This is a genomic window from Curtobacterium sp. MCLR17_032, assembly GCF_003234795.2.
GTDB lineage: Bacteria > Actinomycetota > Actinomycetes > Actinomycetales > Microbacteriaceae > Curtobacterium.
The window spans coordinates 1650619-1672980 of sequence record NZ_CP126268.1; the positions used below are offsets into that span (position 1 = coordinate 1650619).

Below are 22362 nucleotides of genomic sequence, written 5' to 3' on the forward strand. Positions count from 1 at the left end.
TGGCGTGGAATCTCCCCCGAACGTTGAAGCAGGGATCGATGTTCACCTTCATCCTCCAGATCCGGCAGATGGTCGACGGCCACCCCGAGTTCTACCTGTTCACCGTGTACTCACTGGTGATCTGGTTGCTCTGGCTGCTCAAAGTCGTCCTCTCCGCCCGGTACCGCCCCTTCACCGGCACGTACACCGGCACGACGAGCGTCGTCGTCCCCGTGGTGGACGAGCCGCTCGACCTGTTCCGTGACGTGATCGGCCGCATGGTCGAACAGCGTCCCGGCGAGATCATCGTCGTCATCAACGGCGCCCGGAACGAGGCGCTCGAAGCCGTCTGCGACGAGTTCGCCCCCCTCGTCCGCTGGACGCACACCCCGATCCCCGGCAAGCGCAACGCCGTCAAGGTCGGCACCGAGATGTCGAACGGTGACATCACCGTGCTCGTCGACTCGGACACGGTGTGGACGCCCGGCACGCTCGTCGAACTGCTCAAGCCGTTCGCCGACGAGTCCGTCGGCGGCGTCACGACCCGCCAGCGCATCCTCGAGCCGACGCGCTCCTGGATCACCCGCTGGGCCGACTGGCTCGAGAACTCCCGCGCGCTGTACTCGATGCCCGCGCAGAGCGTCCTCGGGCAGATCGGCTGCCTGCCCGGACGCACGATCGCGTTCCGCCGGAACATCCTGGTGCGCGTCATGGACCGGTTCATGCACGAGGAGTTCATGGGGGTCTTCCTCGAGGTGTCCGACGACCGGACGCTCACGAACCTGACGCTCAAGGAGGGCTACCGGACCGTCTACCAGTACACCTCGCTCGTGTACACGGACGCTCCGCTGCAGGTGAAGAAGCTGTTCAAGCAGCAGCTCCGCTGGGCCCGCGGCTCGCAGTACAACACGCTGCGGATGCTGCCCTGGATGCTCGGCCACGCGCCGATCCTGGCCGTGTTCTTCCTGACCGACATCATCCTGCCGTTCATGCTCTTCGGCGTGATCGCGGGCTGGATCTACCGGGCGCTCACCGGGCAGGGGCAGAACCTCTACCAGGGGATCCTGCACCAGTACGGCTTCTCCACCGGCTTCGTCTACGTGGCCGGACTCATGGTCGTCTCGAGCGTGCTGAGCATGGCGATCCGCCAGATGCGACACCTGGCCGAGAAGCCCTCGGACTTCTTCCGCCTGCCGATGTTCATCATCGTCTCGACCTTCTTCCTCATGCCGATCCGTCTGATCGGGTTCTTCCGCCTGGCCCACGCCAGCGGTTGGGGGACCCGGGCCGGGGCCTACGCCGGCGGACCGATGGAGGAGGACCCGGCGCAGCCGCAGCTCGCCGGCAGCACCGTGCCGATGAGCCCGGTGGACCGCGGGCTCACGGCCGGTTCCGACCGCGGTGCCGACCGACCGGCCGACCAGGCCGACGTCGACCGCGCGTTCGACGAGCTGTTCGGGCCGGACGCGACCACGGCCTCCACCTCGACCGTGCTCGCCACCCGACGCGACGTCGCCACCGCGACCGACCGTGCGCCGCAGCGTGCGGCCAAGCCCGCCCGTCGCCGACTCAACCCCTACGCATCGATCCCGTACGTCATCGGGATCGCGGTCTTCGCTCTGGAGGCGTTCCTCATTGTCTGATCTCGACCGCACCACCGGCACCTGGTGGGCACCGTCCACCAAGCACGCCAAGCGCACCGCGCTCGGCATGGCGGCGATCGTCGCCGTCCTCGCCCTCATCACCTGGTCCGTCTGGATCTCGCCCTCCGGCCCGGTCTCCACCGCGGTCAGCCGAGCGCTCGGCGTCCCGACCAAGCAGGAGCCGTCGGCCGACGTCAAGGCGATGCAGGCCAAGCTCGACGCCGCGCAGCAGCAGATCTGGAAGCTCGAGGGGAAGCTGCAGAGCACCGCCGCGCAGTCCGGCTCACGCAGTGACCAGGTCACCCAGCTCAAGGCGCAGATCGCGGATCTGCGGTCGCAGCTCGGGCACGCCCGTTCTGCGGCCTCCGGCCACGGGGCGGGCCACGGTTCGGGAGGCTCGTCCTCCTCCGGCACGACCATCACGGCGGGCAAGGGGGCCGGCTCCGGCGGCGCCACGTCCGGTGGATCTGCGTCCGGCGGGTCGGGCTCCGGCGGCTCGGGCGGGCACGGGGGCGGTCCGACCGTCGTCCCCGGCACCGGCGGCCCCTCGACCGACCCGGACCCCGCCACCCCGACGGTGGTCCCGACGAAGGCCGAGGTCCTCGCCCAGCAGGCACGCTGGTACGGCCTCTACACGGCGCAGTCGCCCTTCAACTGGGCCGAGTACGACGACGTCTCGCAGCAGGTCGGCAAGGCGACCAACATGGTGGGCTTCTTCCAGGGCTTCGACCAGGACTTCAACACCAAGGCGGTCCAGCGGTCGTGGGCCAACGGCCGCGTGCCGATGATGACCTGGGAGACCCGGCCCGCGTCGACCGGCAACGACCAGAAGTACGTCGCCGGGTACACGAACGCCGACATCACCGGCGGCGCCTTCGACTCCTACCTGACGAAGTACGCCGACGCGCTCAAGGCGAACGGGCAGCCCGTCGTCATCCGTCTCGACCACGAGATGAACGGCAGTTGGTACAACTGGTCGGACGGCACCGCGCAGCAGAACGCCCCGGGTTCGTTCGTCGCGATGTGGAAGCACGTGCACGACGTGTTCCAGCGCGAGGGCGCGAACGACTACGTCATCTGGAACTGGTCCCCGACGCGCATCGACGCCCTGGGCAACCCGAACTACCAGACCGTCGACTACATGCAGGCGTACTACCCGGGTGCCGACTACGTCGACTGGGTCGGCATGAGCGGCTACTACCGCAAGGCCGAGGAAGCGCCGACCTTCGCCACCACCTTCGGCCGCACGCTCGAGCAGATCCGGCAGATCGCGCCGGACAAGCGCATCCTGCTCAGCGAGATCGGCGCGACCGAGACGGGTTCCGCGGTGTCGAACGGGCAGAAGTCGCAGTGGATCGACTCGCTCTTCGACGCCCTCGCCGACCCCGCCAACGCGGACGTCATCGGCTTCGCGTACTTCAGCGAGACCGCGACCACCATCGTCGACGGCGTCCGCACCACCAACGACTGGCGGCTGAACTCCCGTGCCGACAGCCTGGCGACGTTCGTCGCCGGCATCGCCCGCACCGACACCGACTACGACCTGCAGGAGGTCAAGAAGTGACCGCACCGAAGAAGTCCGCCGACACCCGACCCGCACCCGTGATCAGCGTCATCGGCACCGGGTACCTCGGCGCCACGCACGCCGCCGCCATGGCCGAGATGGGGTTCGAGACCATCGGCGTGGACGTCGACCCGGCCAAGCTCGCCGCGCTCTCCGCCGGCCAGGTGCCGTTCTACGAGCCCGGACTGCCCGAACTCATCACGAAGCACGTCGCCAGCGGCCTGCTCCGCTTCACCGCCGACATCGCGTCGGCCGTGGCCGCGGCGGACGTCCACTTCGTCTGCGTCGGCACCCCGCAGAAGGCCGGGTCGCACGCCGCGAACCTGGCCTACGTCGAGAGCGCCACGCGCGGTGTGGCGGAGAACCTCACCCACCCGGGCCTCATCGTCGGCAAGTCGACCGTGCCCGTCGGCACCGCGGCCCGACTGCGCGGTATCGTCAGCGAGTTCACGCCCGCCGGCATCGACGCCGAGCTGATCTGGAACCCCGAGTTCCTCCGCGAGGGCAAGGCCGTCGAGGACACCCTGCACCCGGACCGCCTGGTCTGGGGCGGTGCCTCCGAGGCCGCCGACGCCGTGATCCGCGAGGTCTACGCCGCCCCGATCAGCGAGGGCACCCCGGTCATCACGACCGACCTCGCCACCGCCGAGCTCGTCAAGGTCAGTGCGAACGCGTTCCTCGCCACGAAGATCTCGTTCATCAACGCGATCTCCGAGATGTGTGCGATCGCCGGGGCCGACGTCACGACGCTCGCCGACGCCCTGGGCCACGACGCCCGCATCGGACGGAAGTTCCTCAACGCCGGCCTCGGATTCGGCGGTGGCTGCCTGCCGAAGGACATCCGAGCCCTCATGCACCGCGCGAACGAGATCGGTGCCGGCCGGGTCGTCGGGCTCATGCAGCAGGTGGACGAGATCAACATGGGCCAGCGCCAGCGGGTCATCGACATGGCGATCGAGTCCGCCGGGGGATCGGTGCTGAACCGTCGCATCGCCGTCGTCGGGGCCGCGTTCAAGCCCCTCACCGACGACGTCCGCGACTCCCCGGCGCTCAACGTCGCCGCCGCTCTACACCTCCGCGGTGCGCAGGTGACGCTGTGGGACCCGGAGGCGATGGAGACCGCTCGCCGCTCGTTCCCGACCCTCACCTACGCCGGGTCGATGACGGAGGCCATCGAGGGCGCCGACCTCGTCCTCGTGCTCACCGAGTGGGACGAGGTCGTCGAGGCCGATCCGGTCGCCCTCGCGGCCGTCGTCGGCCAGCGTGTCGTGATCGACGCGCGCAACTGCCTCCCGACCGGACGCTGGGTCGGGGCGGGGTGGACCGTCCGTTCCCTGGGCCGGCCCACCCCGGTCGCGGGTGCTCCCGTGAGCGTCGCCGCGGGCACGATCGACGCGCTGGCCACCAGCCGCTGACCGTCCCGAGGTGGAGCGGGGCCCGTGCCGGGGGCGGCGCGGGCCCCGCTCTCGTGCGCGCCGGCGCCTGCGCGCGTCCGCCGCGCGCGTCGCCGAGGCTCGGCCTGGCGGACACCGTGCGCCGCCCGCGTGCCGCGATCTGTCCGCCCAGCCGAGCCTCGGCGCTGCGGTGGAGGTGACGGCCTGGAGGCCCGGTGCCGGTCCGACGGGCTGGCACCGGGCCTCCAGGCGTCCGCCGGGCGTGCGCCGGTCCGCCGGTCCGCAGGGCGCCGCACGCGTGGCCGAGCCTCGGCCTGGCGGACACGTTGCGTCGTCCGTGTGCCGCGAAGTGTCCGCCCAGCCGAGGCTCGGCTCCGCCGGAGGCCGCCCGCCGGAGGCCGCCCGCCCGCCGTTCGCACGCCTCGCGCGGGCGCGCGGAAGGGCCCTGCACCTGACGGTGCGGGGCCCTTCGCGGTGGTGCGTGGAGCGTCAGACGCCGAAGTACAGCTCGTACTCGAACGGGTGCGGACGCTGCGCCATCGGGAGGATCTCCTTCTCGCGCTTGTAGTCGATCCAGGTCTGGATCAGGTCCTCGGTGAAGACGTTGCCCTTGAGGAGGAACTCGTGGTCCGCCTCGAGCGCGTCCAGCGCGGCACCGAGCGAGGCCGGCACCTGCGGGATGTTCTTCGCCTCTTCCGGGGGGAGCTCGTAGAGGTCCTTGTCGACCGGCTCGTGCGGCTCGATGCGGTTCTGGATGCCGTCGAGGCCCGCCATCAGCTGCACGGCGAACGCCAGGTACGGGTTGCCGGAGGCGTCGGGCGCACGGAACTCGATGCGCTTGGCCTTCGGGTTCGTGCCGGTGATCGGGATACGGATCGACGCCGAGCGGTTGCCCGCCGAGTAGACCAGGTTGACGGGGGCCTCGAAGCCGGGGATCAGACGGTGGTACGAGTTGATCGTCGGGTTCGTGAACGCCAGGACGGCCGGGGCGTGCTTGAGCAGGCCACCGATGTACCAGCGGGCCAGGTCGGACAGGCCGCCGTAGCCGTTCTCGTCGTAGAACAGCGGGGTGCCGTCGGACCACAGCGACTGGTGGGTGTGCATGCCCGAGCCGTTGTCACCGAAGAGCGGCTTCGGCATGAAGGTCGCGACCTTGCCCCACTGCTCGGCCGTGTTCTTCACGATGTACTTGAACTTGAGGATGTCGTCCGCGGCGTGGACGAGCGTGTCGAACTTGTAGTTGATCTCCTGCTGGCCGCCGGTGCCCACCTCGTGGTGCGCACGCTCGAGCTCGAGGCCCGCGTCGATCAGCTTGAGGGAGATGTCGTCGCGGAGGTCAGCGGTCTTGTCGACCGGCGACACCGGGAAGTAGCCACCCTTGTACGGGGTCTTGTTGGCGAGGTTGCCGCCCTCTTCTTCGCGACCGGTGTTCCAGGCGCCCTCTTCGGAGTCGACCGAGAAGAACGCCTCGTTCTGGGTGACCGAGTAGCGGACGTCGTCGAAGATGTAGAACTCGGCTTCGGGGGCGAAGAACGCGGTGTCCGCGATGCCGGTCGAGGCGAGGTACTTCTCCGCCTTCTTGGCGACCTGGCGCGGGTCACGGCCGTAGATCTCGCCGTTGCGCGGGTTGTAGATGTCGAACACCATGATCAGCGTGCGCTCCGCACGGAACGGGTCCACGTACGCCGTCGTCACGTCGGGGATGAGCTGCATGTCCGACTCGTGGATCGACGCGAAGCCGCGGATCGAGGAGCCGTCGAAGAGCTGACCGACGGCGAAGAAGTCCTCGTCGACCGTTGATGCGGGGATGTTGAAGTGCTGCTGGACCCCGGGGAGGTCCGTGAAGCGGATGTCGAGGAACTTGACGTCCGTGTCCTTGATGAAGGCAAGCACCTCGGAGGAATCGCTGAACATACGAGTCGGTCTCCTGTGGGGTTGGGTGGTGTCGAGGGAACCAGGAGGCACCCTCCGACGAGGGTATTGACATGGAGTTTCCCGGACGTGACTGGGTTGTTTCCAGCGTGTTACGTGCCGGGGGACCGCCTACGCTGGTGACATGGCCCGCTCCACTCTGCCCTCCTCGCCCGATGCCGGTTCCGGGCGCACCGAGTGGCCGGGCAAGATCCTCGGTCTCCCCGAGTCCGGACCGCGCAGCATGGGCTCGTTCGGCCGCCGGTTCCTGGCGCTCGTGATCGACTGGGCACTGGCGTCGCTGCTGTCCCTGGCCTTCGGGACGTACGGGGCGGCGGGCAACTTCGTGACGCTCGGCATCTTCGCGGCACTGCAGGTCGTGTTCATCGCGCTGCTGTCCGGGTCGTTCGGGCACGTGTGCCTCGGGCTCCGGGTCGTCCCGGTCCGTGGCGGCTACGTCGGGGTGTGGCGGCCGCTCGTCCGCACGGTGCTGCTCTGCATCGTCGTGCCGGTGCTCATCCACGCGAAGGACGGGCGGCCGCTGCACGACGCGGTCGCCGGCACGGTGCTCGTCCGCCGCTGAGGCCCTGTCGGTGCCCCGCGCAGAGGTCGCACGACCTGCCGGGCCCCGTCCGCCGAGGTCGCACGACCCGCCGTGGCCGCTCGGCCGAGGTCGCACGATCTGCCGCCCCGACGCCAGGCGCGCGGCACATCGTGCGACCTCGACCGGCGCCACGCCTCACCTGCACGCCACACAGCACGACGCCCCCGATCCGCAACGGGATCGAGGGCGTCGAGGTGCTCGGACGACCGAGGTCAGCGCGGGCGACCGGCACGGACCCGCGTCGGGTCGATGCCCTTGGGGATCGCAGCGGCCGGACCGTGGGTGAGGGAGTCGAGACGGTTCGAGACCGCCAGGACCTCGTTGCGGTTCAGCGCCTTCTTGTACTTGTTCATGGCACGCGGCAGCTTGTGGAGGGTGACCTCGTCCTTCCCGTCACCGACGTTGACGACGTGGATCGGGACGTTCGGCACGATGCGCGCGACCTTGCGCCGCTCTTCCTCGACCTGGCGCTTGAGGTTCGTGACCGGGCCCTCGGTGATCAGGACGACACCCGGGGTGCCGACGGCACGGTAGACGGCCGCCTGCGACCGGCCGTGGACGGCGACGGGCATCTCACTGGAGCGCCACTGCCGACGCAGCGAGTTCGACAGGACGGCGCCGACGGCACCGGGCTGGCCCTCGATCTGCGAGTACGCGGCACGCTCGGCCAGACGGCTGAGCACGATCAGGAAGAGCAGCACACCGAGCATCACGCCGGCGATGATCCAGAGCGTGATCGCGAGCCAGTTCTGACCCGGGATGAGCAGCGCCGCGAGGACGCCGACCACGACCGGTCCGAGGAACGCGAGGGCGAACCACCAGACGGAGCTGGGGTCGGCCCGACGGGTCATGGTGAAGACCTGGTACATCTGCTTGAGACGACCGGGCTCCTTCGCCGGGGAGCTGGAGGAACTGCTGCGTGCCATGCCGACAAGGATACGGCCTGGCACGTCGATCGGGGACCGCCCGCCGCCAGGCTGTGGGCGAACAGGAGTTGTCCACAGGGCACCGCCCCGGCCGGGAGGCGCGCCCAGCCCCCGACACGATGGTCGCCATGGAACCGTGGGAACAGATCGACCTCTGTTGGCGCGTGCCGGAGCCCGCCGACGCGTTCGCCGAGTGGCTCGCCGACCGGAGCACCATGACGCACGACCACCTGGTGGGGGTCGCCGAGGTCGGTCGTGACGAGACCGGCGCGCTGGTCGCTCGGGCATCGGCACCCGCCGGCCTCGCACTGCCCGCCGCCCTCGACCGCATCGGAGCACCGACCGTGGGCGTCGCCGTCACGCTGACGCTCCCGCTGCTCGAGATCGCCCTGCTCGCCGATGCCGGGGCGCTGCTGCTCGGTCGCGCCGGGCTGGACGACGTCCTGGTCGACGACGCCGGGGCGGTCGTCCTGGTCGACCGTCCGCCGGGCGCCACCGGGGACACCGGACCGGGCGTCGTCACGGGTGCCGAGGCGCTGGTGCTCGCCGTCCGGGCGGTCTGGGACCGGGTGGATCCGCGCGAGCCGGGCCGCGACGCCATCGACCAGGCGTGCGCCGCGGCTCGTCGAGACGGCGGAGCATCGCTCCTCGCGCTCGACCGCCTGGTCCGTGCGACCGCCCCGCCCCGGCCGGTCCGGTGGGACCCACCGCCGATGACGTTCACGTTCGCCCTCGATGCGGGTGCCGCACCCCCCGCGGCTCCGGAGTCCGTGGCCGGCCGGCTGCTCGCGGCGGTGCGCGCGCTCCTCCGGACCGGCCTGCCGGTCGGATCGCACCGGATCGGGCTGCGCGGGCTGATCACCGCGGGCGTCGTCGTGACCGGGGTCGTCGTGGCCGGGCTGTGGGGTGTCGGGTGAGTCACGCCGGAAGCGCGGACGACGGCGGCCCCGCCTCCCACCGGGGGAGACGGGGCCGCCGTCGAACCTGTCAGCTCCTGGAGATCAGTAGCCGAGGTTGGGTGCGAAGTTGCCCTCTTCGAGACGGTTCTTCACGGCCACCAGGTACCGGGACGCGTCAGCGCCGTCGATGATGCGGTGGTCGTAGGAGAGCGCCAGGTAGACGAACGACCGGATCGCGATCGCTTCCTGCCCGTCGACCTTGACGACCGCCGGGCGCTTGGTGACGATGCCGGTGCCGAGGATCGCCGACTGCGGCAGGAAGACCACCGGGGTGTCGAACAGCGCGCCACGCGAACCGGTGTTGGTCAGCGTGAACGTGCCACCGGCGAGCTCGTCGGGCTTGAGCTGGTTGTTGCGCGTGCGCTCCGCCAGGTCCGCGATCGACTTCGAGAACTGGGCGAGGTCGAGCGACGCCGCGTCCTTGATCACCGGGGTGAGCAGGCCGCGCTCGGTGTCCACCGCGATGGAGACGTTCTCGGACTCCGGGTAGACGATCTCGTCGCCGTCCACGGTCGAGTTGATCTTCGGGTGGGCCTTGAGCGCCTCAGACGCCGCCAGGGCGAAGAACGGCATGAAGGAGAGCTTCGAGCCGGTCTTCTCGAGGAACTCGGCCTTGCGGGCGTCGCGGAACTGCGCGACCTTGGTCACGTCGACCTCGACCACGCTGGTGAGCTGTGCCGTCGAGGTCATCGACTGCACGGCACGCTCGGCCACGACCTTGCGCAGGCGGGTCATCTTCTCGCGCGTCCCACGGAGCGGCGAGACCTCGGCGACGAACGGACCGGACTGTGCCGACGCGGACGAACCCGAACCGGATGCGGCCGGGGCGGCAGCAGCAGCGGAGGCCGCGGCGAGCACGTCCTCCTTGCGGATGCGTCCACCGACACCGGTGCCGGTGACGGTCGCGAGGTCGACACCCTGCTCGTTGGCGAGCTTGCGCACGAGCGGGGTGACGTAGCCGGACGCCGCACCGTTGGCGGTGGGGTTCGGGACCGCAGCGGACGGCGTCGACGACGGAGCCGCGGCGGCGGGGGCAGCGGCCGGAGCAGCCTTGGCCGGTGCGGGGACCGCGGCCGGCGGTGCGGCGGCGGGCGGCGGGACCGGGGCTGCTTGCGGCACCGGCGACGCGGCCGGCGGGGCCGACGGCGCCTGGGGTGCTGCGGGCTGGGTCTGGCCGGCCGGGGTCGGCTCGGGCTCGGTGGGCTCCGGGGCCTTGGCCTCGGTGTCCTGCTCCGTGCTCGGTGCGGTCTCGGGCTCGGTGTCCTCGGCGGCGGCCTCGGTCTGGTCGTCGGCGGACTCGGACCCACCCTGGTCGGACGAGTCAGCGCCACCGGAGCCGTCGCCGATCTTCACGAGGGCGGTGCCGACCTCGACGGTCTCGTCCTCCTGGACGAGGATCTCCTCGATGACGCCGGCGACCGGCGACGGGATCTCGGTGTCGACCTTGTCGGTGGAGACCTCGAGCAGCGGCTCGTCGACCTCGATCCGGTCACCGACGTTCTTCAGCCATCGGGTGACCGTACCCTCGGTGACGCTCTCTCCGAGCGCCGGGAGGTTGACGGATTCGCTCATCGGGTGGACTCCTTCTCGCAGGCGTGGTTCTGGTTTGTGGTGTTCGTGGTGCGCACGACGGCGCTGCTCACAGTGCGTGGAGCGGCTTGCCCGCGAGGTGCAGGAGCGCTTCGCCGAGTGCTTCGCTCTGCGTCGGGTGTGCGTGGATGAGCGGCGCGACGTCTTCCGGGTGCGCTTCCCAGTTCACGGCGAGCTGGGCTTCGGCGATGAGCTCACCGACGCGGGCGCCGATCATGCTGATGCCGACGACGGGTCCGTCGACGACGCGCACGACCTTGACCGCACCGGACGTGCCGATGATGTGGCTCTTGCCGTTGCCGGCCAGGTTGTACTCGTACGAGTCGACCTTGTCGGCGCCGTACTGCTCTTCGGCCTTCGACTGCGAGAGGCCGACCGAGGCGACCTCGGGGTCGGAGTACGTGACCTTCGGGATGTTCGTGTCCGAGATGACGACGGGGTTCAGACCCGCGATCTCCTCGGCGACGAAGATGCCCTGCTGGAACCCGCGGTGGGCCAGCTGCAGGCCGGGGACGATGTCGCCGACGGCGTACACGTTCGGCAGGTTGGTGGCGAGGCGCTCGTTCGTGGTGACGAAACCGCGGTCCATGGCCACACCGACCTCTTCGTAGCCGACGTTCTGCGTGAGCGGGCCACGACCGACGGCGACCAGCAGGACGTCGCCGTCGTAGGTCTTGCCGTTCTCCAGCGTCACGACGACGCCGTTCTCGTGCTGCTCGACGCCCTGGAACCGGACACCCAGCGAGAACTCGATGCCGCGCTTGCGGAACGCACGCTCGAGCTGCTTGGACATCGACTCGTCCTCGGCCGGGATCAGGTGCGGCAGGCCCTCGACGATCGTGACCTCGGCGCCGAAGGACTTCCAGACGCTGGCGAACTCGACGCCGATGACGCCGCCGCCGAGGATGACGACCTTGTTCGGCACGTAGTCCATGCGGAGCGCGGTCTCGGAGGTGATGACGCGCCCACCGATCTCGAGTCCGGGCAGCGACTTCGAGTAGGACCCGGTGGCCAGGACGACGTTGCGACCGGTGACGGTCTGGTCGCCGACCTGCACGGTGTTCTGCGAGGTCAGACGACCCCAGCCCTCGACGACGGTGGTGCCGCGGGCCTTGATCAGGCCCTGCAGGCCCTTGTACTTCGAGTTGATGACGCCCTGCTGGTACTCGATGACCTTGGGCACATCGACGCCGGCGAACTCGGCGATGACGCCGTACTTCTCCGCGTCGCGGGCGCCGTCCGCGATCTCGGCCGAGTGCAACAGCGCCTTCGTCGGGATGCAGCCGCGGTGCAGGCAGGTCCCTCCGAGCTTGTCGCCCTCGATGAGCGCGACGCTCATCCCGAGTTCAGCGGCTCGGAGCGCTGCGGCGTAGCCGCCGCTGCCGCCACCGAGGACCACGACGTCGTAAGTCTGTTCCGTCACCTGGTGCAACTCCCTCGTGCGTGTCGGGGGCGGCTTCGTGTCTCATGGACGCCGTCCCGGTGGACACCGCGCGGCGGCGTCCGGCGGTCGGACCGTCTGTACCGGTCCCGTCCCGTCAGTTCCGGCGGGGAGCGCGCGCGGACGCGGCGGCCCCGCCGGAACCCAACCTACTACTTGGACTGCAGGTCTTCTGCGAGTGCGACCAGGGTGCGGACCATCACACCGGTGGCGCCCTTGCCGAGCCAGCCGTACCCGGCGCCGCGGTTCTCCGACGGGCCGGCGATGTCGAGGTGCGCCCACGGGATCGTGGTGCCCTCGGCGGTCTGCCCGACGAAGCGCTCGAGGAACTTCGCGGCGAGCAGCATGCCGCCCGCGGTCTGCCCGACGGTGGCGTTGACCATGTCGGCGACGTCGCTGCTCAGGCGGCCGTCGAGCTCTTCCGGCATCGGCATCGGCCAGATCGGCTCCGCGACCGTGTCGGCGAGCGTGCGGACCCGGGCGACGAGGTCGTCGCTCCCCATCAGGCCGGTGGTCCGGTCACCGAGGGCGACCATCTGCGCGCCCGTCAGGGTGGCGATGTCGACGATCGCGTCGGGCTGCTCGAGCGACGCCGCGGCCATGCCGTCGCCGAGGACGAGTCGGCCCTCGGCGTCGGTGTTCGTGACCTCGACGGTCTTGCCGTTCTTCAGGGTCAGGACGTCACCCGGACGGATGGCGGAACCGGAGGGCATGTTCTCGGCGAGGCAGAGCCAGGCCGTGACCTTCGTGTCGAGACCCAGGCGAGCGGCGGCGACCGTCGCTGCGAGGACCGTGGCGGCACCGGTCATGTCGGTCTTCATGCCGAGCATGGAGGCAGCCGGCTTGAGCGAGAGTCCGCCGGAGTCGAACGTGATGCCCTTGCCGACGAGCGCGAGGTGCTTGGTCGCACCGGCCGGCTCGTACCGCACGACGACGAGCCGCGGCGGGCGGACCGAGCCCTGGCCGACTCCGGCGATCCCGCCGAAGCCCTGCTCTGCGAGTTCGGTCTCGTCGAGGACCTCGACGGTGAGGGGCAGGCCGTCGGCCTGCGCGTGCGCGACGTCGGCGACGTCGGACGGCCCGAGGTCCCCGGCGGCGGTGTTGACGAGGTCGCGGACCAGCGCGGCCGCGTCGGCGACGATCGCCGGGCGGACGGTGGCGTCGGCGCTGACCGAAGCCGGTGCGACGACCGTGATGCGCTGGTCGCCACGGGTCGGACCGGTCGTCCCGGCGCCCTTGTGGCGGGTGAAGGAGTAGGTGCCGAGCGCGGCGCCCTCGAGTGCTGCGGCGACGGTGGCGTCGTCCTCGGTGGGCAGGGCGAGTGCGATGGCGGTGACGTGCGGCAGCTGGCGCACGGCACTGCCGGCGGCGCTGCGCACGGCGGCCGGACCGGTGGCACTGCCGAGACCGACGAGCGCGATGCCCGCGGCGGCGACGCCGACGGCCGAGCCGCCGGGGATGCGCACGAGCTGGTCCTTCGCGCCGGTGGCACCGACGGCGGCGAGGTCGAGGTCGGCCAGTCCGTCGACGGGGCCGGCCGCGGACGGCACGAGTGTGGCGGGCGCGCCGTCGGCGCCGGGGCGGACGCCCAGGACGAGCACGTCGGCGTCGACGGAGGAGGGGGCGGAAGAGGTGGTGGAGAGCGTCGGTCGGACCATGCGTCCAGCCTACTGACGGCGTCCTGCCAGGCGGTGAGGACCGCCGGACGGGTGACGCGCCTCCAGTCAGGCTGTCGGACTGGAGGCCCGTCACCTGTTCGCTGTCGGCGTCGCGACCCGACACGGGTCGCGTCGGTGCCCCCGCCTAGCATTGGCGTGATGAACCACCCCGAGGACCTCTACACGCTCGACGCATCCGCCCCGACGGTGCCGGCCGGGCTGCACCTCGTCGCTGCCCTGACGGGGTTCGCAGACGCGGGCTCGGCGGTGGCGCAGATCACGACGTCGATCACCGGATCGCTCGAGTCGCAGCTCGTCGCCGAGTTCGACCCCGACGTGCTGCTCGACTGGCGTGCCCGTCGCCCGGTCATCACGTTCGAGCACGACCACATCACGGCCGTCGAACCACCCCGGCTCACGCTGCACCTGGTGCGCGACGAACTCGGGCAGCCGTTCCTCTTCCTCTCCGGGTACGAGCCCGACTTCCAGTGGAACCGCTTCGTGCAGGCCGTCCTCGACCTGGCCGAGGACCTGCAGGTGACCGACACGACGTGGGTCCAGGCGATCCCGATGCCCGTCCCGCACACCCGGGCCATCGGCGTCACGGTCTCCGGCACCCGCGCCGACCTGGTCGAGTCGATGAGCGTCTGGAAGCCCGAGACCCAGGCGCCGGCGAACGTCCTGCACCTGGTCGAACACCGCCTGTCCGAGATCGGCCAGCAGGTCACCGGGCTGGTGCTGCTCGTCCCGCACTACCTGGCGGACACGGAGTTCCCGGACGCAGCCGTGGCGGCGCTCTCCGGCATCTCGGCCGCCACCGGACTGATCTTCCCGACCGATGCCCTGCGTGAAGAAGGACGTGAGTTCCTTGCGCGCGTCGACGAGCAGGTCGCCGGCAACGCGGAACTGCAGCGCCTGGTCGGGACGCTCGAGCAGCGCCACGACACCTACATGGAGGGCAACCCGGTCGCCTCGCCGCTGACCGGGGCGGACGGACAGGTGCCGACCGCCGACTCGATCGCCGCCGAGCTCGAGCGCTTCCTGGCGGACCGCCGCACCGCAGCCGACGAGGACTGAGCACCGGCTGCTGCGTCCGGACGGCTGACTGCCGACCGATCGCTAGCCTGGTCCGGTGAACTCCCGCCGTGCCTTCGTCGTCTGGGGCGTCGCCGTCCTGGCCTACGTCCTGGCGGTCATGCAGCGGTCGTCCCTCGGGGTCTCCGGGGTCGACGCGCAGGACCGCTTCGCCGTCTCCGCCGCCGTCCTGTCCACGCTCGCGGTCGTGCAGATCGCGGTCTACGCGGGGCTGCAGATCCCGGTGGGCATCGCGCTCGACCGGGTCGGACCGCGGCGCCTGGTGCTGCTCGGCGCACTGCTGCTGACGATCGGCCAGGCGGTCGTCGCGCTGTCCCCGACGATCGGGCCGGCCATCGTGGGCCGGGTGCTGGTCGGCGCCGGGGACGCGATGACCTTCATCTCGGTGATGCGCCTGTTGCCGATGTGGTTCAGCGGGTCGCTCCTGCCGCAGATCTCGCAGTGGACGGGCAACCTCGGCCAGATCGGCCAGATCGTCTCGGCGTTCCCGTTCGCCCTGCTCCTGCACTCCGTCGGCTGGGACGCGGCGTTCGGCGTGGCGGCGATCGCCAGCGCGGTGGGGCTCGTCCTGGCGGTGGTGTTCGTCCGTGCCGGGCCGGTGGCCGTGCGGACCGACACGATCCCGCTGCCGCACTCGTGGGGAGCGGCCTTCCGCACCTTCGGGCACGCGCTCCGACGCCCGGGCACGCAGCTGGGCTTCTGGTCGCACTACGTGACGCAGTCGTCCGGCACGGTGTTCAGCTTGCTCTGGGGGGTCCCGATGCTCCGGGGGCTCGGCTACTCGGCGACCGAGGCCGCGACCTTCCTGACCGTGATCGTCCTCGTCGGGTTCGTCGCCGGCCCGGTCCTCGGTCTGCTCTGCGCCCGGTTCCCGATGCGTCGGTCGAACCTGGTGCTCGGGATCGTGACCGCGCTCGGTGTCGTCTGGACGGCGGTGCTGCTCTGGCCGGGGCAGCCGCCGACCTGGCTGCTCGTCCTGCTGGTCGTGGCGATGGGCGTCGGCGGCCCGGGCTCCCTCATCGGGTTCGACTTCGCGCGCTCGTTCAACCCGGTCGGTTCGCTCGGGTCGGCGAACGGCGTGGTGAACGTCGGCGGGTTCCTGGCGGCCTTCGTGATGATGTTCGCGATCGGCTCGCTGCTCGACGTCCTGGCGGCGGCGTCCGGCACCGACACGTTCGCGTGGCAGAACTTCCGCGTGGCGATGACCGTGCAGTACGTGGTGGTCGGGTTCGGCGTGGTGATGCTGCTGCTGGCCCGCCGACGGACGCGCGCACGGCTGCACGCGGAGGACGGAATACGGGTGGGTCCGCTGTGGGTTGCACTGGTTGCACGCTTGCGGAACGGTCGCGTGCAATAATGACCACGGACCCTTTCGGGTTCCTCGCGTTCAGCGTCGGGGGACTTGACATGGGTCCTAGTGCTGCCCGGAACGGTAGGACCAGACGACGTGGGGGACTGCGGCGGTGGCCCTGGGTGGCGAGGGAAGGCCACGACCCCAGGAACGTGGCACGACGAGGAAGGTGATCGCATGGCTGCCCGGAGCACGACGGTCGATCCCACGAAGGACACCACGCCCGACGGCGTCGTGGCGGAAGACGCCACGACCACGACGGAGGGCACGGCCGCGCCGAAGAAGCGCGCCCCCAGGACCACCACCGCCGCCAAGAAGGCCGCCCCGAAGAAGGCGGCCCCGAAGAAGGCGAGCGGCAAGAAGGCCGCATCGTCAGAGGACGACGAAGCGAGCGCCGAGGACGAGACGCCGGTCGAGGTGGCCGAGGACGCCACCGACGACGCGACTGAGGACTCGGACGACGACTCGGCTGCGAAGCCCGCGACGGAAGCGGCCGCGGTCGCCGCCGGAGCGCTCGTCATCTCGCAGACCGACGACGACGAAGCGCCGGTCTACTCGACGACCATCACGGGTGCCACCGCGGACCCGGTGAAGGACTACCTCAAGCAGATCGGCAAGGTCGCGCTGCTCAACGCCGAGCAGGAGGTCGAGCTCGCGATGCGCATCGAGGCCGGCCTGTTCGCCGAGGACAAGCTGCAGCACTCGACCGGGCTGTCGAAGCCGGCCGAGCGCGAGCTGCGCTGGGTGGCCCGTGACGGGCAGCGTGCGAAGTCGCACCTGCTCGGCGCGAACCTCCGCCTGGTCGTCTCGCTCGCCAAGCGCTACACCGGTCGTGGGATGCAGTTCCTCGACCTCATCCAGGAAGGCAACCTGGGCCTGATCCGTGCCGTCGAGAAGTTCGACTACACGAAGGGCTTCAAGTTCTCGACCTACGCGACGTGGTGGATCCGTCAGGCCATCACCCGCGCGATGGCGGACCAGGCACGCACCATCCGCATCCCGGTGCACATGGTCGAGGTCATCAACAAGCTCGCCCGTGTCCAGCGGCAGATGCTGCAGGACCTCGGACGCGAGCCCACGCCGGAAGAGCTCGCCCGCGAGCTCGACATGACGCCCGAGAAGGTCGTCGAGGTCCAGAAGTACGGTCGCGAGCCGATCTCCCTGCACACCCCGCTCGGTGAAGACGGCGACTCCGAGTTCGGTGACCTCATCGAGGACACCGAGGCGGTCGTGCCGGCCGACGCGGTGGGCTTCACGATGCTGCAGAAGCAGCTCGAGAGCCTGCTCGACTCCCTCTCCGAGCGCGAGGCCGGCGTGATCCGGATGCGCTTCGGCCTGGGTGACGGTCAGCCGAAGACCCTCGACCAGATCGGCGACACGTTCGGCGTCACGCGTGAGCGGATCCGCCAGATCGAGTCGAAGACGATGGCGAAGCTCCGCCACCCGTCCCGGTCGCAGTCGCTCCGCGACTACCTCGAGTAGGCCGACCGGTGCGTTTCGTGGTCCCGATCCTGGTCGGGCGGATCCTCCGTGCCCTCGCGCGAGCGCGGGGCGGCGGGTCCGCCTACCCGGGATACATCGTCCTCAAGCTCGTGCCGGACTTCCTGCAGCACGTGACGCGGCAGTTCCCGAACGGCGTCGTCTTCGTGCTCGGGTCGAACGGCAAGTCGACGACGACCCACATGATCTCGGAGATCGTGCGGGCGCACGGCCTCCGGGTGTTCACGAACCCGTCCGGCGCGAACCTGCCGCAGGGCATCGCGTCCGCGCTGCTGTCCGAGGTCTCGCTGGGCGGCAAGCTCAAGGCCGACATCGGGATCCTCGAGGTCGACGAGGCCTTCGCGGTCGAGCTCGCCGGCATCCTGTCGCCGTCGACGGTGACGATGCTCAACGTCCAGGTCGACCAGCTCTACCGGTTCTTCGAGACCGAACGTGTCGCGACGATGATGCTCGACACCGCCGCACTGTCGAGTGCGAACGTCATCACCAACCACGACGACCAGTTCCTCGACGCCTACCCGGCCGTCGACGGGCAGCGGGTCCTGCGCTTCGGCGCGAGCACCGACGTGGTGGCCGCGGCCCCGAACGGCCTGCAGAACGCCGACGACTTCGTGGCCGGCGCCGACCGGGCACAGACGACTGCTGACGCCGAGATCGTGACCTTCACCGGTGACGCCGCGACCATCGCCTTCGCCGGTGCCGAGATCCCGGTCCGCCTGCCGGCCCGCGGCCTCCACTACGCGGTGGACGCGGCCGCGGCTGCCGCGACGGCCAGCGCGGCCCTCGGCGACCAGTTCCGTCCGGCCGCCGTGACCAAGGCGTTCGAGCGGATGAAGCCGGCCTACGGGCGCGGCGAGCGTCTGCCGATCGCGGGGGAGTCCGCCGAGTTCACGATGTTCAAGAACGCCGCGAGCCTGCAGCTCAACCTGGACGCCCTGCCGGCGCACCCGGAGCAGGTCCTCATGGCGATCGACGAGGGCACGCCCGACATCTCGTGGATCTACGACATCGACTTCTCGAAGCTCGACCACGTCGACGTCGTGTCCGGCGACAAGGCCTGGCAGATCGCGATCGCGCTCGAGCACGCCGGTGTCCGCATCGGTCGCGTCGAGCCCGACGTCGAGTCGGCGATCCGCCACATGCAGGGGCTCGGGTCGACCACGACCGGCACGAAGAACTTCATCGTCAACTACGAGATCATGATGATCGCCCGGAAGGCCCTCGGCCACCCGGACATGGAGAAGACCGCATGACGGCCGATCGCCTGACCATCCTGCACGTCTACCCGCGTCAGATGGGCGTCTCGGGGGACCGCGGCAACGTCGCAGCCCTCGTCCGCCGCGCCGCCGCCGCCGACATCGCGACCGAGGTCCTCGAGTACGCGCCCGGCGACGCGTTGCCGTCGACGGCCGACGTGGTCGTCGTCGGCAACGGCCCGCTCAGCGCGATGCGCTCGCTCGGGGCCGACGTCGTCCGCATCGGTGCCGCCCTGCGTGACTTCGCAGTCGCCGGTGTTCCGGTGATCGCGGTCGGCGGCGGGTTCGACCTCGCCACCAACCAGGTCGTCCCGACCGACGGTGCCCCGATCGACGGCTTCGGCGTGTTCGACGCCCGCGCCGTCCGCGGTGCCGAGCGTCGGGTCAACTACTTCGTCCTCGAGTCGCGGTACCCGGTGCTGCCGGGCGCGTCGACCCGACTGGCCGGCTTCGAGGACCACGCAGCCCGCATCGAACTCGCCGACGGGGTGTCGCCGTTCGCGGACGTCGTCTCCGGTGGTGGCAACCAGGCCGGCTCGCCGGTCGAGGGTGCGGTCAGCGGCAACTCGTTCGGCACCCACACCCAGGGGCCGATCCTGCCGCTCAACCCGCAGCTGACCGACGGTGTGCTCGCCGCCGCGACGACGCGCCTCGGCCGCGGCTACACGCCGGACCCGGCGCGGATCGCGACGATCGACCGCTACGCCAGCGAGGCTCGCGCGACGATCGACCGCTACGTCGACAAGGCGTTCAAGCGCATCGCCTGACGCTCGTCAGGCCCGCCCGCCAGGGCAACGCGCCAGGTCCGCCTGCCAGGGCAACGCACTGGAGGCCCGGTGCCGGTTCTCAGAACCGGCACCGGGCCTCCAGTGCGTTGCGGGTGTGTCGCCTACTTGGACTCGCGGAGCCGGGACGACTCGTCGTGCCACTCGAGCGCGGTCGCAGCGAGCTTGTCCTTGAACTCGGCGCCGTGGTGGGCGCAGAACAGGAGTTCACCACTGGCCATGGTGGCGCGGATGTAGGCCTGCGCACCGCAGCTGTCGCAGCGGTCGGCCGCGGTGAGCTGGTGGTTGTCGTTGAGTTCGTCGACGGGGAGGTCCTGCACGGTCTGGGTCATTGCTGTGCTCCTCACGGATCGCAGTACGGTGCGGTGAATGCACCCATTCCAACACGTCCTGGCTGGATGCCCGGCATCCTGAGGCCCCTCGTTCGCTCTGCGCGCAAGGGTTGTCCCCAGGCCGAGGCACACCGGCCGTGCGCCCCGGCAGTGTCGGTCTCGATCGCTACGCTCGTCAGGTGAGCTCCGACTACTCCGCACGGCATCTCTCCGTCCTCGAAGGACTCGAGGCGGTCCGGAAGCGTCCCGGCATGTACATCGGCTCGACGGACTCCCGCGGCCTCATGCACTGCCTGTGGGAGGTCATCGACAACTCGGTCGACGAAGCCCTCGCCGGACACGGGGACGAGATCGGCGTGATCCTGCACGCGGACGGATCGGTCGAGGTCTCCGACGTCGCCCGCGGCATCCCGGTCGACGTCGAGCCGAAGACCGGCCTGACCGGGGTGGAGGTCGTGTTCACCAAGCTGCACGCCGGCGGCAAGTTCGGCTCGGGGTCGTACGCGGCGTCGGGCGGACTGCACGGCGTCGGTGCCTCGGTCGTGAACGCGCTGTCGGAGCGTCTGGACGTCGAGGTCGACCGTGGCGGCAAGACCTACGCCATGTCGTTCCACCGTGGCGAGCCCGGCGTCTTCGACGACGCGCAGGGCATCGGCCCGGACGCCCCGTTCGCGCCGTTCACGTCGGGCAGCGAACTCCGCGTCATCGGCAAGGTGAAGAAGGGTGTCACCGGCACCCGGGTGCGGTACTGGGCAGACCGGCAGATCTTCACGAAGGACGCCGCGTTCAGCACCGGGGACCTGGTGAACCGGGCGCGCCAGACGGCGTTCCTGGTCCCCGGCCTGGGGCTGACGATCACCGACGCCCGTCCGGCGTCGATCCGGGCCGCGGCGGAGCGAGCCGCGTTGGCGGCACCAGCGCCGGCGCTGGCCACGACCGGCGCCGACGTCGATGCCGACGCCGAGCCGAGTGCGCTCGTCGAGCAGGGCCCCGTCATCGAGCGGTTCCGCTACGAGGGCGGGATCGGCGAGTTCGTCGAGCACCTGGCCGTCGACGGCGCGAAGACCGACGTCTGGCGCATCCAGGGCTCGGGCACGTTCAAGGAGACCGTGCCGATGCTCGACGACAAGGGCCACATGGTCTCGACCGAGGTCGAGCGGACCTGCGAGGTCGACGTGGCCCTGCGTTGGGGCGACGGCTACGAGACGGTGTTCCGCAGCTTCGTCAACATCATCGCCACGCCCAAGGGCGGCACGCACCAGGCGGGCTTCGAGGCCGGACTGGTCAAGGCCGTACGCACCCAGGTCGAGGCGAACGCCCGCAAGCTCAAGGTCGGCCAGGACAAGCTCGAGAAGGACGACGTGCTCGCCGGCCTCACCGCCGTGCTGACCGTCCGGCTGCCGGAGCCGCAGTTCGAGGGGCAGACGAAGGAGATCCTCGGCACGCCGGCCGTCCGCCGCATCGTCGACTCCGTCGTGTCGAAGCGGATGACCGAGATCCTGACGTCGACCCAGCGCACCGAGAAGGCGCAGGCCGCCGGGCTGCTCGAGAAGGTCGTCGCCGAGATGAAGACCCGCATCTCCGCTCGAGCGCACAAGGAGACGCAGCGCCGCAAGAACGCGCTCGAGAACTCCTCGCTGCCGACCAAGCTCGCCGATTGCCGGTCGAACGACGTCGAGGGCACCGAGCTGTTCATCGTCGAGGGCGACTCGGCCCTGGGCACCGCGAAGCTCGCACGGAACAGCGAGTACCAGGCGCTGCTGCCGATCCGCGGCAAGATCCTCAACGTGCAGAAGGCGTCCGTGTCGGACATGCTGTCGAACGTCGAGTGCGCCTCGATCATCCAGGTGATCGGTGCCGGCTCCGGCCGCACGTTCGAGCTCGACCAGGCCCGGTACGGCAAGGTCATCATCATGTCGGACGCCGACGTCGACGGTGCCCACATCCGGACCCTGCTGCTGACCCTGTTCTTCCGCTACATGCGCCCGATGATCGAGCAGGGCCGGGTGTTCGCCGCGGTGCCGCCGCTGCACCGGGTCGTGGTCGTGAACCGCGGCAAGCCGAACGACACGCTGTACACGTACTCCGAGCAGGAGCTGACGACCCTGTTGAAGAAGCTCGAGCGGTCGAACAAGAAGTACCTCGAGCCGATCCAGCGCTACAAGGGCCTGGGGGAGATGGACGCCGACCAGCTCGCCGAGACGACGATGGACCGCGCGCACCGCACCCTGCGCCGGGTGAACGTGTCGCACGCCGAGTCGGCCGCGAAGGTCTTCGAGCTGCTCATGGGCAACGACGTCGCGCCCCGCAAGGAGTTCATCCTGGCGGGCGAGGGCCTGGACCGCGAGCGCATCGACGCCTGACCGGGCGCCGA

Annotated in this window: 17 protein-coding genes; 11 read left to right on the top strand and 6 right to left on the bottom strand. The window is 70.4% G+C overall.

All coding sequences use genetic code 11. From position 1 onward, the window contains the following. Positions 1–38: 38 nt before the first annotated feature. Genes DEI97_RS07780 through DEI97_RS07790 form a run of 3 tightly spaced genes read left to right on the top strand, consistent with a single transcriptional unit; the run spans position 39 to position 4601 of the window. On the top strand, positions 39–1622 hold the full coding sequence (locus tag DEI97_RS07780) for a glycosyltransferase family 2 protein (protein WP_111073269.1): 1584 nt from the start codon (positions 39–41) through the stop codon (positions 1620–1622). Beyond that, positions 1615–3186, top strand: coding sequence for a glycoside hydrolase family 26 protein (locus tag DEI97_RS07785; protein WP_111073270.1), 1572 nt, complete (start codon positions 1615–1617; stop codon positions 3184–3186). Before DEI97_RS07780 ends, DEI97_RS07785 begins: the two co-directional genes overlap by 8 nt. Beyond that, positions 3183–4601: a UDP-glucose dehydrogenase family protein gene (locus DEI97_RS07790; protein ID WP_111073271.1), complete on the top strand. Its 1419-nt coding sequence runs from the start codon at positions 3183–3185 to the stop codon at positions 4599–4601. The genes DEI97_RS07785 and DEI97_RS07790 overlap by 4 nt, the downstream gene beginning before the upstream one ends. Before the next feature lie 468 nt (positions 4602–5069). Here DEI97_RS07790 and glnA read toward each other — a convergent pair whose 3' ends face one another. Then, complete coding sequence (gene glnA / locus DEI97_RS07795; protein WP_110902453.1) at positions 5070–6494, bottom strand: type I glutamate--ammonia ligase; 1425 nt, start codon at positions 6492–6494, stop codon at positions 5070–5072. 142 nt (positions 6495–6636) lie between these two features. Between glnA and DEI97_RS07800 the strand changes: the two genes are divergently transcribed. Beyond that, on the top strand, positions 6637–7074 hold the full coding sequence (locus tag DEI97_RS07800; protein WP_111073272.1) for an RDD family protein: 438 nt from the start codon (positions 6637–6639) through the stop codon (positions 7072–7074). Between the two features lie 233 nt (positions 7075–7307). Here the strand turns inward: DEI97_RS07800 and DEI97_RS07805 are convergent, their stop codons facing one another. Further along, on the bottom strand, positions 7308–8021 hold the full coding sequence (locus tag DEI97_RS07805; RefSeq protein WP_111073273.1) for a DUF4191 domain-containing protein: 714 nt from the start codon (positions 8019–8021) through the stop codon (positions 7308–7310). Between the two features lie 128 nt (positions 8022–8149). On the opposite strand from DEI97_RS07805, the gene DEI97_RS07810 reads away from it, so the two are divergent. Then, positions 8150–8938, top strand: coding sequence for a hypothetical protein (locus DEI97_RS07810; RefSeq protein ID WP_111073274.1), 789 nt, complete (start codon positions 8150–8152; stop codon positions 8936–8938). An 84-nt stretch (positions 8939–9022) separates the two neighbouring features. Here DEI97_RS07810 and sucB read toward each other — a convergent pair whose 3' ends face one another. From sucB to DEI97_RS07825, 3 genes are all read right to left on the bottom strand, one after another. Then, positions 9023–10552, bottom strand: coding sequence for a 2-oxoglutarate dehydrogenase, E2 component, dihydrolipoamide succinyltransferase (sucB, locus tag DEI97_RS07815; RefSeq protein WP_111073275.1), 1530 nt, complete (start codon positions 10550–10552; stop codon positions 9023–9025). A gap of 67 nt (positions 10553–10619) precedes the next feature. Beyond that, the gene (lpdA, locus tag DEI97_RS07820) at positions 10620–11993 is read right to left on the bottom strand and encodes a dihydrolipoyl dehydrogenase (protein ID WP_111073276.1); all 1374 of its coding nucleotides are present in this window, start codon (positions 11991–11993) and stop codon (positions 10620–10622) included. 170 nt (positions 11994–12163) lie between these two features. Continuing rightward, positions 12164–13669, bottom strand: coding sequence for a leucyl aminopeptidase (locus DEI97_RS07825; protein WP_111073277.1), 1506 nt, complete (start codon positions 13667–13669; stop codon positions 12164–12166). Between the two features lie 159 nt (positions 13670–13828). Here DEI97_RS07825 and DEI97_RS07830 point away from each other — a divergent pair, with 159 nt between their 5' ends. The 5 genes from DEI97_RS07830 to DEI97_RS07850 all read left to right on the top strand — a co-directional run bounded on the left by DEI97_RS07830 (position 13829) and on the right by DEI97_RS07850 (position 19638). Next, entirely contained in the window at positions 13829–14746 is a 918-nt protein-coding gene (locus DEI97_RS07830) for a proteasome assembly chaperone family protein (RefSeq protein WP_111073278.1), read from the top strand. A 55-nt stretch (positions 14747–14801) separates the two neighbouring features. Further along, a complete protein-coding gene (locus DEI97_RS07835; protein ID WP_111073279.1) occupies positions 14802–16121 on the top strand; it encodes an MFS transporter in 1320 nt (439 codons plus the stop codon). Positions 16122–16292: 171 nt separating this feature from the next. Beyond that, positions 16293–17597 (top strand): RNA polymerase sigma factor, encoded by a 1305-nt coding sequence (locus DEI97_RS07840; protein ID WP_111073280.1) that lies wholly within the window; start codon positions 16293–16295, stop codon positions 17595–17597. A gap of 8 nt (positions 17598–17605) precedes the next feature. Continuing rightward, positions 17606–18868, top strand: coding sequence for a MurT ligase domain-containing protein (locus DEI97_RS07845; RefSeq protein ID WP_111073281.1), 1263 nt, complete (start codon positions 17606–17608; stop codon positions 18866–18868). Continuing rightward, positions 18865–19638, top strand: coding sequence for a type 1 glutamine amidotransferase (locus DEI97_RS07850; protein WP_111073282.1), 774 nt, complete (start codon positions 18865–18867; stop codon positions 19636–19638). The genes DEI97_RS07845 and DEI97_RS07850 overlap by 4 nt, the downstream gene beginning before the upstream one ends. 122 nt (positions 19639–19760) lie before the next feature. Here DEI97_RS07850 and DEI97_RS07855 read toward each other — a convergent pair whose 3' ends face one another. Further along, on the bottom strand, positions 19761–19988 hold the full coding sequence (locus tag DEI97_RS07855; RefSeq protein WP_111073283.1) for a DUF7455 domain-containing protein: 228 nt from the start codon (positions 19986–19988) through the stop codon (positions 19761–19763). A gap of 179 nt (positions 19989–20167) precedes the next feature. On the opposite strand from DEI97_RS07855, the gene DEI97_RS07860 reads away from it, so the two are divergent. Beyond that, positions 20168–22351 (top strand): DNA gyrase/topoisomerase IV subunit B, encoded by a 2184-nt coding sequence (locus DEI97_RS07860; RefSeq protein WP_111073284.1) that lies wholly within the window; start codon positions 20168–20170, stop codon positions 22349–22351. Positions 22352–22362 lie beyond the last annotated feature (11 nt).